Below are 11,380 nucleotides of genomic sequence, written 5' to 3'. Positions count from 1 at the left end.
AGTTTACCTCTGGACCGTTCTATTTGCATGAGACATGCGAAAGGAACGGATTATGAGACGTTTAGCTTTTTCTCTCGGACTTCTGGCGGCGCTTCCTCTGGCCGCACAGGCGCAGGGTTTTGGTCCTCAATTCATGACCAATTGGGATCTGGACGAAAACGGTCAAGTGACGCTCGCCGAAGTGCTCGAACGGCGCGGGGATTTGTTTTACATGTTCGACGCGGATGAAGATGGGCGTTTGAACGACGAAGAATATGCGACGTTCGACGAAACCCGCGCGCTCGACCGTGAGATGCATCTTGAGGACTATGGGATGACCCCCGGTCAGGCGGCGAGACAGGCCGCTCCCAAAGGCCCTCAAGGCGGTCGCGGTCAGGGTCTGGGACAGGGTATGGGCCCCGGAAACGCCATGGGCATGGCCGCCGGGATCGATACGGTACAGCGCTCGATGACGCGGCTGTCCAATGATCTGAACGGCGATGGAACCGTCACCCGCGATGAATTCGTGACCAACGGTCGGCAATGGTTTGCCCGAATGGACCGCAACCGCGATGGCGTTGTGAGCTTGGCCGATTTCGGCAATTGAGGCCCGCCCCCATCTATGCCGCCATCTACGCCCCCATCTACGCCCCCATCTACGCCCCCTGAGCGGGCGTATCGCGCGCATCCCCCAGGGTTGCGCGCTTTTTCCTTCGTCCTTCAGGTTTTTCACAAAAGGCTCGAAAAAGGGCTTGCGCAGGACGCGGGGACCGACTAATTAGCCCCCCACGTTGGGGTGTAGCCAAGTGGTAAGGCAACTGTTTTTGGTACAGTGTACCGTAGGTTCGAATCCTACCACCCCAGCCATCTTTCTCCTGAGCTCCACTGATTTATAATCCTGAAGGCATCATCTTCAGGTCCTGCGACATTGCTTTTCAGGTCATGACAAACCCTGACGATCAGCGCCTGTCACCACGCGTTGTATTGCAGGTATTTGCCGGACATTTTGACCTCGACCCGATCGCCTTTCGGGTTCTCGATCCTCTCGACGGACATATCGAAATCGATCGCCGACATGATGCCGTCGCCGAATTTCTCATGGATCAGCGCCTTGAGCGTCGGGCCGTAGACGCCGACGATTTCGTAGAATCGATAGATGCAAGGATCGGTCGGCACGGTTTGCGCCCACGCTTTCGTCGGGCTTTCCACCAGAACCTCGGCCGCCTCAGACGGCAGGCTCAGCGCGGCGACCAAGGCCTCGGCTTTCTCCAGCGGAAAGGCGTTCATGCCCATACAGGCGGAGTGGGTGAAGACCGGCGACATGCCGATGGTCTCGGCGATGGCTTCCCAGCTCAACCCCTGTTTCTTTTTGGCGATGAGGATGAGGGCGGTCACGTCTTCTTTGGTCATCAAGGTGTCGGTTACGATGTCTTTCACAGAATCTTTCATGGTCTCTCTCCTGTCAGGTCAGTTTATGATGAGTGTTGCAAGAATGATCACGATCACCGCCAGACCGGCGGAGACCGCTTGCCAGAACCGCACAGGGTTCTTTTCCATCAGCGGCACATGACGCGCCGCATGCCAGCTTTGGCCGGGGCGTTTCAGCTCGGACACGAACTCCGACAGCGCATCATAGCGACGTGCGGCATCCGGCTGGGTCGCGCGTTTGAGCGCCGCATCCATCCAGGCGGGCACCGGGCTGTCGTCATCGCGTGCGGGCCGGTAGCGCAGGCGCAACAGATCGCGCCGGGTCTGGATGCGCGCCACCTCGGCGCCATAGGGCAAACGCCCGGTCAGCATCTCATAGGCGATCACACCCAAGGCATATTGATCCGACCGCCAGGTGACGAAATCGCCGGAGAAATATTCGGGCGCGGTATATTGAAAGGTGCCGGGCAGTGGACCCAGCACACCCGCTGCCGCCTCTTCGACCCCGGCCACGGACGTCGAGCCCAGATCGATGATTTTCACCGTGCCCGCGTCGTCGATCATGATGTTCTCGGGGCGCAGGTCTTGGTGCAGCATTTCCTTGCGGTGAAAGGCGCGCAGACCGACAACGATCTGGCTGATGATGTCGCGCACCTTGTCGAGATCGGGGTCGGGCGCGGGATGGTCATCCATCCATTGTCTGAGCGTGCGGCCCTCGACCCATTCGGTGACCACATAGAGCGCGCTGCGCTCTGCGGGCGCGGTGGCGGCGCGCAGCACGTGAGAAGACGTCAGCCGCCGTGCGATCCATTCTTCCAAGACAAAGCGGTTGAGATAGACCGGGTCTTCGGCCATCTCCACGGTCGGAATTTTCAGCGCGATTTTTTCACCCGCCGGAGCTTCGGCCAGAAAGACATGCGAACGGGCGGTGGAATTGACGGGCCGCAGGATACGAAACCCGTCGATCACATCGCCCGCCTTGGGCAAGGGCGGCAGCGGCAGCTTGGCGAGGTCCAGCTCCAACTCCGCCTCAGGCAGGTTCTCGACGCGGGCCAGCATCACGGTGAGGTTGTCCTCGGAGCCGCGCTCATAGGCGATTTGGCCGAGTTGCTTCGCCGCCGCGTCGAGATCGGGGGCCTCCAGCGCGCGGATCACATCCGCCGCCTCGATCCCCTCATGCACCCCATCGGTGGCAAGCATAAAGACATCGCCGACGGACAGTGACACCCGCCGATAGTCAACCGCGACCTGCGCGTCCAGGCCCATGCCGCGCGCGAGATAGCTTTCGTCATGGGAGAGAACCGCCCGGTGATCCGTGGTCAAAGGCTCAAGCGCCTCACCGCTCAGCCGGTAAATCCGACTGTCGCCCAAGTGAAAGATATGCCCCTCACAGCCTTTGAAAATCAGCGCGGAGAGCGTACATATCTTGCCCGCATTCATGTCACTCAAAGCGGCGTTCTGACCGTAAAGCCAGGCATTGGTGGCGGAGATCACCGTGGTCGCCGCCGTCCGCGCGGTCCAGGCGTCGGAGGTGGCGTAGTAATCTGTCAAAAGTGCGGTGACACTGGCCTCAGAGGCCTCTGCACTTGTGGCGCTCGACGAGATACCGTCGGCCACGGCCAAGGTGATCCCCTTGAGCGATAAAGCGCTGCCTTCAGGTACCCATGCACCGCAAAAGTCCTGATTTTCGGGCTTTCGACCCGCCTCCGAAAACTGGCCAATCGAAACCGTGAGCTTTGTCGATGCGGCGTCTTTCGGCATGGTATGGCCTCGCGCTGAAAAGACAGGCCCCGCCGTCGCGGAGCCTGTTCGGGGAAGTCCGATTACTCAGCCGGCACGCCCTGCACGGAGGCCGTGGTGGCGTTGCGTTTCGGCGATTCCTTGAAGTGGGTGGCGTAGATCATGCCGCCGACAAAGGTCAGGCCGCCGACGAGGTTGCCCAAAACGACCGGGATCTCGTTGTACATGAAGTAGTCGCCCCAGGTGAACTCACCGCCCAGCATGATGCCCGAGGGAAAAAGGAACATGTTCACGATGGAGTGCTCGAAGCCCAGGTAGAAGAACACGATGATCGGCATCCACATGGCCATGATTTTGCCCGACACGGAGTTCGACATCATCGCGGCGACGACACCGGTGGAGACCATCCAGTTGCACAGGATCGCGCGGACGAAGACAGTCAGGAGACCTGCACCGCCGGCAGCGGCATAGCCCAAGGTACGTGCCTCGCCGATGTGACCGATCTTTTGGCCAACGGCGTTGGGTTCCTGAGAAAAGCCCATGGTAAAGATGATCGCCATCAGGATCGCGGTGGTCATGGCGCCCGCAAAGTTGCCGACGAAGACGAGACCCCAGTTGCGGAACACGCCTTTCCAGGTGCATCCCGGGCGTTTCGCGATGACGGCCAGAGGCGCCAGCGTGAAGACGCCGGTCAAAAGGTCAAAGCCCAGAAGGTAGAGCGTACAAAAGCCCACCGGGAAGAGAAGCGAGGCCACGAGGAAATTGCCGGTGTTGACCGCGATGGTCACCGCGAAGGCGGCGGCCAGTGCGAGGATCGCGCCCGCCATATAGGCGCGGATCAAGGTGTCTTTGGTCGCCATGAAGATCTTGGATTCGCCCGCATCGACCATTTTGGCGGCGAATTCCTTTGGTTGTACATAAGCCATTGAATTGTCCCTGTTTGGTTTTTCTTTGATGTTGGCCCCTTCACCTCATCGGGCATCAGGAGACCGTTTGCAGCGCATTGCGTTTGCTCTGCAGTCTTTCCGTGAGCCCAAGAGCCCGTTCCGTGAGAAAGCTTTAAAGACCGAGCAATACGGTCTCGCCGTCCAGTTTGACCGGGAAGGTCAGGCTCATCCCCTCGTCGGCACCTTGCGCGGCACCTGTTTCGAGGGAAATGACCCAGTTGTGGAGCGGGCATGTGACACAGCCGTCGTGCACAATGCCATCGCTCAGCGGCCCGTTCTTATGCGGGCATTTGTCTTCGAGGGCGAAAAGGCGGTCGTCGGTGGTGCGAAAGATGGCGATCGTCATCTCGCCGGTCTTCACACAGCGCGCGCCTTGCCGCGGGATGTCAGTGAGGGTGCCGACTTCAATCCAGGTTTTGCTCTGCATGTTCATTCTGCTGCCTCCAGATTGAGGGTGGCCATGGGTTTGAATTCATGGGCTTCGGCGCCCGCGACACGTTCGGCCCAGGGGTCAACCTGCGCGAATTCCTGTGAGTAGCGGAAGCGTTCGGCGAAGGCTTTGCGCTCCTCCAGATTGTCGTAGATCACTTCCTTGATGTGATCGTAGCCCAGCCGGTCCGCCCATTTGTAAATCCGCTCAAGGTAGAACCCGGTCTCGCGGTAATACTGCGTCAGCGCGCAAACCACCTCCATGACCTCCTCTTCCGTGGCGACTTTGCCCAGCACGGTCGTGCCCTGAATGTGCAGCCCCGCAGCCCCGCCATAGACGATCTCATAGCCGCTATCGACGCAGATGATGCCGATGTCCTTGCACGTCGCTTCGGCACAGTTGCGCGGACAGCCGGTGACCGCGAGTTTGAGTTTCGCAGGCGACCACGACCCCCAGAGTGCTTTCTCCAACTTGATGCCCAGACCCGTCGAGTCCTGCGTGCCGAAGCGGCACCAATCCGTCCCGACACAGGTTTTCACCGTGCGCAGGCCTTTGGAATAGGCCGCCCCGGAGATCATCCCCGCCGCGTTGAGATCGGCCCAAACCGGGATCAGGTCTTCTTTTTTGACACCCAGCAAGTCGATGCGCTGACCGCCGGTGACCTTGACGGTCGGGATGTCGTATTTGTCGGCCACGTCAGCGATGGCACGCAGCTCATCCGGCGTGGTGATGCCCCCGAACATCCGCGGCACGACGGAATAGGTGCCGTCTTTCTGGATGTTGGCGTGGACACGTTCGTTGATGAAGCGCGATTGCTGGTCGTCCTTGTATTCCCCCGGCCAATCTGCAACGAGGTAGTAGTTCAGCGCCGGACGGCATTTGGCACAGCCCTCCGCCGTCGACCATTCCAGCTCCTGCATCACGGCGGGGATGGATTTGAGGCCTTTCGCCTTGATCATGCGACGGACAAAGCCGTGGCTATGGGTGGTGCAACCGCACATGCCCTGCGCCGCCGGGAGGACGAAATCGTCGCCAAGCGTAATGCCCATGATGCCTTCGACAAGGTTCGTGCAGGTGCCGCAAGACGCAGAGGCCTTGGAATGCGCGCGCACATCGGCCAAAGACGTCAGGCCCTTGTCGGTGATCGCCTTGACGATCATCCCCTTGGTGATGCCGTTACAGCCGCAAATCTCCGCATCATCCGGAAGTGCTGCGACCGCCGCCAACGGATCGACCGTGCCGCCGCCTTGATAGGCCTGACCGAAGATCAGGGTGTCACGCATCTCGGAAATATCTTCGCCCGAGATGAGCATCTGGTTGTACCACGCCCCATCGGCGACATCGCCGTAGAGCACGGCTCCGATCAGTTTATTGTCTTTGAGGATGACCCGTTTGTAGGTCCCGCGCTGCGCGTCGCGCAGCACGATGTCCTCACGCCCCTCGCCTTCGGCGAAATCGCCAACGGAATAGAGGTCGCAGCCTGTGACTTTGAGCTTGGTCGGCGTCTCTGCATGGGCAAAGGCGGCCTCAGAGGGACCGGCCAGATGTTCGGCGGCCACTTTGGCCATGCGGTAGAGAGGGGCGACAAGGCCATAGACCATGCCGCCCACTTCCACACATTCCCCCACGGAATAGATGTTCGGGTCAGAGGTTTTCATCGTCGCGTCGGTGACGATGCCGCGATTGACCTCAAGGCCCGCTTCTTGCGCCAGCGCGACGTTGGGACGGATGCCGACGGCCATCACCACGAGGGAGGCGTCAATGACGCGACCGTCAGCCAGTTCCACCCCCTCGACTTTGCCCTCACCGAGGATCTGTTTGGTGTTGGCTTCGCAGAGCACGTCGATGCCACGGCTCTCCAGTTCTTTTTGCAAAAGATACCCGGCAGCGGTATCGAGCTGACGTTCCATCAGCGTCGGCATCAGGTGAATGACGGTCACCTCCATGCCACGCAGTTTCAGACCCGCAGCGGCCTCAAGGCCCAAAAGACCGCCGCCGATCACGACAGCGCGCCCGCCTTTTTCAGCCGCTTTGATCATGCCGTCGGTGTCATCGAGATCGCGGTAGGCCAACACGCCAGGCAGATCCGATCCCGGCACGGGGATGATAAAGGGGTTGGACCCGGTGGCGATGACCAGCTTGTCGTAGTCCGCGACCACGCCTTTCTCGGAAATCACCTTGCGCTCATGGCGGCGAATTTCGGTGATCTTGTCGCCTTGGTGCAGCGTGATGCCATGCTCGGCATACCAGCCTTCGCCATGGATGATGATGTCGGCATAGGTCTTTTCGCCCGACAGAACCGGAGACAGCATGATGCGGTCGTAGTTCACACGCGGCTCAGCGTTGAAAATGGTGACCTCGTATTGGTCGCCCACTTCGAACAGATGCTCAAGCATCCGGCTCGGCGCCATGCCATTTCCAACGATCACGAGTTTTTGCTTTTGAGCAGTCATAGCGGCACTTCCTCTCAGAACGCGGCTCAGAATGAGCCAGATTGTCTTTTGGTGAGAATGCAGCGCCGTTGCTGCGGGCCCCGGTATCAGAGGGGCATATGTCATTCACGTCGCGTCCTTGCGACATGCGAGTGTGTCACTCGTTGAAATCAGCTTTTAGGAAATCCGCCCCGTCCGACAAGACCCATGTGCGGGAATGCCCTCAGTTTTTTCGCGGATGCAGCATGGTTTGATTAAACTTTACGCAGGATTTCCGCAAAAGCTGCGATTTAAGAGGCGAAACGACAAGGCTCCGCCTCTTGGAAATGTGCCAAAACGCAGCGGATCAGCCCACCTGACGCCCATGCGACCAGACGCCCCGGACCACCGGCGTGCCCTCGATTCGGGAGATTCGCACCAGATCGGCATGCAGCCCCGGCGCGATTCGACCACGATCCGAGAGCCCCACCGCCTCAGCCGGGTTGGCGGTCACGGTGGCGATCGCACGGGGCAGATCGTCCCACAGATCCGCCAGCAAAATCGCCGAGGTCATCAGCGCAGAGGGCACGTAATCCGAGGAGACGATGTCCAACAACCCGCGTTCCGCCAGCTCATGCGCCGCGACATTGCCGGAATGCGAGCCGCCGCGAATGAGATTGGGCGCGCCCATCATCGCGGCGATGCCATGGAGTTTGCAGGCCTGCGCCGCCTCCACCGTGGTCGGAAATTCCGCCACCCGCACGCCGTTCTGACGCGAGGTCTCGACGTGATCCGCCGTGGTGTCGTCGTGAGAGGCCAAAACCGCCCCCAGACGCCGCGCCTCGGAGACTGCGATCTGTTCATGCCGCGCACCATAGGTATCGCGCAGCTCGTAGAGGTGCTCGACGTGATCGTCGAATTCCGCATCCGTCATGCCGCGTTTCTTTTGCACATAGTCCTTGAGCTTCGAGAGATCACGAAACTGCCGCTGCCCCGGCGTGTGATCCATGAGCGACACGAGACCCACGCGGTCCTCCGGTGTGAATTCCGCCAGTTCATCTTCCAATGTCTCCGAACAGACCTCCGCCCGAAGATGCAGAAAATGGCTGATTTTCAGCGCGCCAAGATCGCGCAGATGCATCACTTCTTGCGACAGGCTGCGGGCATATTTGTGATAGCCCGCGTCCCCCTTGCGACGGTGAATGGACCCCACGCGCATGGCATCGAACACGGTTGTGATGCCGACCGAGGCCAGTTCCGCGTCATGCGCCAGGATCGCCGCCTGATGCGGCCAATCGACCTTGGGGCGCGGCTCGATATGGCGCTCCAAGTTGTCGGTATGAAGCTCGATGAGGCCGGGGATCACCATATCGCCGCCCACGTCCTCGGCCCCCGGCACAGCCGTGCCGCCCGCGCTCACATCGGCAATCTTGCCATTCTCGACACGCAGGGTGCCTTGGATCACCTCCGTCTCCAAAACGATCCTTGCATTGGTCAAAGTAAAGTCGGTCATCACATCGTCCTTGTCAGAGGCGCGTCATTGCCCGATCCATGTCACATGAGTGTGACAGGGAGCCGTTAGGACAGCGCCATGGATGAATTCAAAAGATACGCGGTCTATTACGCCCCCGCTCCGGGGCCGTTTGCCGAATTTTCTGCCCATTGGCTGGGCTGGGATGCGTTCGACGGCGTCGAGTTGCCGCATCCCGCCGTGGACGGACTGCCCCTGCCCGTCTCCGAGATCACCGCGACGCCGCGCAAATACGGGTTTCACGGCACGCTCAAGCCGCCGTTTCGTCTGACCGGCACGCGCGCGGAGTTGATGGCCGATCTCGAGGCCTTCGCCGCCGCCCATGCGCCGATTGTGTTGGAGGGCCTCAAGCTCACCCGCATCGGTGGGTTTCTGGCGCTGACGCCCGAGGGCGATCTGAGCACGTTGGAGACGCTGGCCGGAGAGGTGGTCGCCACGCTCGACCCGCATCGCGCGCAGCCCTCCGAGACCGAATTGGCGCGTCGCCGGGCGTCGGGGCTTTCGGCCCGTCAGGAGGCGCTGCTCAGCCAATGGGGCTATCCTTACGTGATGGAGGAATTCAAATTTCACCTCACGTTCACCGGTAAACTCACCGAAGCACAGGCCGAGGCCACTGTCAAAGCGCTGACCCCGGTGATCGCCCCGCTCCTGCCCCGGCCCTTTGAGATCAAGGACCTGTGCCTCTTCGGCGAGGCGGGGGATGGCCGGTTTCATTTGCTGCACCGTTACACCCTCTCCGGCTGAAGGGCCGCGAGGAAAGACGTCACAGCGTCCTCCAACGCGCCATCGTTTTCCACACGCCTGACCGGCAGGCCGGGCGCGATGTCATATTCGGCGCGGGCCAGACGTTTCTCGATCTCGTCGCGGCTTTCGCGGCCACGCGCCGCCAAACGGGTTGCGAGAACCGAAGGCGAGGCGGTGATCAGCAAAACGCCCATATTGGGATAGATCGCATAGGCCTCTGGCAGGATCGCGCGCGAGCCGTTGAACAACACATCGCGGCCCTCATTCAGCGACGTCTCGATAGAAATCGACACACCGTATTTGAGCCCATGCGCCTCCCAGTGGAGCGCGAACTCTCCGGCCTCCAGACGGCGATCGAACTCCTCGACCGTGACGCCCTCAAAATCCTCGCCGCCGGCTTCGGTCGGCCTTGTGATCACGCGTTTGGCGACGGCCAGATCGCGGCGCCGTTCGAGTGCGGCCTCAATCAGAGTGTCCTTGCCCGCGCCTGAGGGGCCGACGATGGCATAGAGACGCCCGACCATCGCTCAGGCCGCCCGTGCAGGGGTAAAATCGGAGACGTTGATCTCCCGATCCGCCACCCGGTCGCGGGCGGGGGCGTCGTGGAAGATGCCGATGATCGCCGCGCCACGCGCTTTGGCCTCTTCGATCAGGCTCAGAACCGTTTCGCGGTTCGTCGCATCCAGAGAGGCAGTGGGTTCGTCCAAAAGCATCGCCGGATAGTCATGGGCAAAGCCGCGCGCGATGTTCACCCGCTGTTGCTCGCCGCCGGAGAATGTCGTAGGCGAAAGGCCCCAGAGGGTTTCGGGAATGTTGAGACGCGACAGGAGATCGCGGGCCTTGGCAAAGGCCGTCTCCTTGTCCACGCCAACGGTCAGGAGCGGTTCAGCCACCACCTCAAGCGTCGGCACACGCGGCACGACACGCAGGAATTGCGAGACATAGCCAAGCGTGGCCCGGCGCAAAGCGATGATCTCGCGCGGTTCGGCGGTCGCGACATCCGTCTCGCCCACCCAGATATGCCCCGAGGCCGACAGGTAATTGCCGTAGATCATCCGCATCAGCGTTGATTTGCCGGCGCCCGAATTGCCGGTGAGCGCCACGCATTCGCCGGGTGCCACCTCGAATGTGGCGCCTTGCATGACCGGGATCACGGCGCTGCCCTGATTGTGGAGCGTGAAGGATTTGGAGAGGTTGTCGATCTTGATCATGAGATTACAGCCAGTTTTTCCATTTCGAGAGAAGGTAAGTCCCAAGCGCCGAGCCGATCATCAGAGCGGTGGCGATCAGGTAGCCATAGGGGCTGTCGAGGCCGGGGATGAAGGGAAAGTTCATGCCGTAGACAGAGGCCACAAGCGTCGGCGGCAGGAACAGCACGGCCACGACCGACAGGATGCGGCTGGTGTCGTTTTGCTCCAGATTGATAAGACCCAAAATCACATCGGTGAGCTGCGCGATCCGGCCCGACAGGAAATCGCCATGCACGGTGAGCGCCTGACAATCCTTGACCTGCGCCTTGAGAATGCTCGTCAGCGGCTTATCCTTTTCGCCTTCAAGGCCAAGGCCAAAGCTCGACAAGGCGCGTTCGACGGTCAAAAGCGCATGGCGGTATTTCGCGACCTGTTCGCTTTGTTTGCCGAGCGCGCGCAGAGCATCCGCCAATTCATCGCCACGCGGTTCGGGGTCACGAAAGGCGATATGCGATTGTTGATCGAGCGCCTCGCCCACACCTTCCAAAAGGTCGGCGATGCGGGCGACGATCTCTTCGATCAGGCCCAGAAACACCCGTCGCCGCCCGGCGCAGCCTGCGCTCGATTGGCCCGCGTGGGTGGCATAGGTCTCGAACGGACGCGGCGTGTGATAGCGCACGGTAAACAACCGATCCGGCGTGATCAGAAAGGCGACGGGGCCGAAAGACGGCTCCTTGTTGCGATCCAGCCCCGGCAAAACGATGGTCAGAACCTCGGTGTCGCCTTCGCGGTAGAGCCGGTTAGACACCTCGATCTCCTGCATATCCGCAAGCGTCGGCACGGAGACGCCAAGCGCCTCCACGGCCTCGACCTGTGCCGGTTGCGGGCTCAAGAGATCGACCCACAGAGCATCGGAAAGATCGCCCTCATTGGGCAATCTCTCGAGGCCTGCGCCGAGGGGTCGATAGGCGAAAATCATG

General features: G+C 60.9%; 11 protein-coding genes and 1 tRNA gene. 3 read left to right on the top strand and 9 right to left on the bottom strand.

What is annotated here, in order from left to right:
• Positions 1 to 52 precede the first annotated feature (52 nt).
• Both HCZ23_RS10045 and HCZ23_RS10040 read left to right on the top strand, forming a co-directional pair.
• Complete coding sequence (locus HCZ23_RS10045; protein WP_167601595.1) at positions 53 to 586, top strand: EF-hand domain-containing protein; 534 nt, start codon at positions 53 to 55, stop codon at positions 584 to 586.
• A gap of 185 nt (positions 587 to 771) precedes the next feature.
• Positions 772 to 846, top strand: a tRNA-Gln gene (locus HCZ23_RS10040).
• 102 nt (positions 847 to 948) lie between these two features.
• On the opposite strand, the gene cynS is transcribed toward HCZ23_RS10040, so the two are convergent.
• The 6 genes from cynS to HCZ23_RS10010 all read right to left on the bottom strand — a co-directional run bounded on the left by cynS (position 949) and on the right by HCZ23_RS10010 (position 8,448).
• Complete coding sequence (cynS, locus tag HCZ23_RS10035) at positions 949 to 1,428, bottom strand: cyanase (protein ID WP_167601594.1); 480 nt, start codon at positions 1,426 to 1,428, stop codon at positions 949 to 951.
• Positions 1,429 to 1,446: 18 nt separating this feature from the next.
• Positions 1,447 to 3,168, bottom strand: coding sequence for a bifunctional protein-serine/threonine kinase/phosphatase (locus tag HCZ23_RS10030; protein WP_167601593.1), 1,722 nt, complete (start codon positions 3,166 to 3,168; stop codon positions 1,447 to 1,449).
• A 62-nt stretch (positions 3,169 to 3,230) separates the two neighbouring features.
• The gene (locus HCZ23_RS10025; protein ID WP_167601592.1) at positions 3,231 to 4,073 is read right to left on the bottom strand and encodes a formate/nitrite transporter family protein; all 843 of its coding nucleotides are present in this window, start codon (positions 4,071 to 4,073) and stop codon (positions 3,231 to 3,233) included.
• A gap of 133 nt (positions 4,074 to 4,206) precedes the next feature.
• The gene (nirD, locus tag HCZ23_RS10020) at positions 4,207 to 4,527 is read right to left on the bottom strand and encodes a nitrite reductase small subunit NirD (protein WP_167601591.1); all 321 of its coding nucleotides are present in this window, start codon (positions 4,525 to 4,527) and stop codon (positions 4,207 to 4,209) included.
• Positions 4,524 to 6,977: a nitrite reductase large subunit NirB gene (gene nirB, locus HCZ23_RS10015; RefSeq protein WP_167601590.1), complete on the bottom strand. Its 2,454-nt coding sequence runs from the start codon at positions 6,975 to 6,977 to the stop codon at positions 4,524 to 4,526. The genes nirD and nirB overlap by 4 nt, the downstream gene beginning before the upstream one ends.
• A 325-nt stretch (positions 6,978 to 7,302) precedes the next feature.
• A complete protein-coding gene (locus HCZ23_RS10010) occupies positions 7,303 to 8,448 on the bottom strand; it encodes an alpha-D-ribose 1-methylphosphonate 5-triphosphate diphosphatase (RefSeq protein ID WP_167601589.1) in 1,146 nt (381 codons plus the stop codon).
• Between the two features lie 78 nt (positions 8,449 to 8,526).
• Between HCZ23_RS10010 and HCZ23_RS10005 the strand changes: the two genes are divergently transcribed.
• The gene (locus HCZ23_RS10005) at positions 8,527 to 9,210 is read left to right on the top strand and encodes a DUF1045 domain-containing protein (RefSeq protein WP_167601588.1); all 684 of its coding nucleotides are present in this window, start codon (positions 8,527 to 8,529) and stop codon (positions 9,208 to 9,210) included.
• Here HCZ23_RS10005 and phnN read toward each other — a convergent pair.
• The 3 genes from phnN to HCZ23_RS09990 are packed head-to-tail and all read right to left on the bottom strand — an operon-like array spanning position 9,192 to position 11,379.
• Positions 9,192 to 9,734 (bottom strand): phosphonate metabolism protein/1,5-bisphosphokinase (PRPP-forming) PhnN, encoded by a 543-nt coding sequence (gene phnN / locus HCZ23_RS10000; RefSeq protein ID WP_167601587.1) that lies wholly within the window; start codon positions 9,732 to 9,734, stop codon positions 9,192 to 9,194. The two genes, HCZ23_RS10005 and phnN, sit on opposite strands and share 19 nt — an antisense overlap.
• 3 nt (positions 9,735 to 9,737) lie before the next feature.
• Positions 9,738 to 10,421 carry a phosphonate C-P lyase system protein PhnL gene (gene phnL, locus HCZ23_RS09995; protein ID WP_167601586.1) on the bottom strand — a complete coding sequence of 228 codons (684 nt, stop codon included), beginning with the start codon at positions 10,419 to 10,421 and terminating at the stop codon, positions 9,738 to 9,740.
• 4 nt (positions 10,422 to 10,425) lie between these two features.
• Positions 10,426 to 11,379: a magnesium transporter CorA family protein gene (locus tag HCZ23_RS09990; protein ID WP_167601585.1), complete on the bottom strand. Its 954-nt coding sequence runs from the start codon at positions 11,377 to 11,379 to the stop codon at positions 10,426 to 10,428.
• Position 11,380 lies beyond the last annotated feature (1 nt).

The organism is Celeribacter sp. HF31 (assembly GCF_011806455.1).
Taxonomy (GTDB): domain Bacteria; phylum Pseudomonadota; class Alphaproteobacteria; order Rhodobacterales; family Rhodobacteraceae; genus Celeribacter.
Note: the sequence above shows the minus strand (reverse complement) of the source record. Positions and strands in the feature narration are given on the sequence as shown.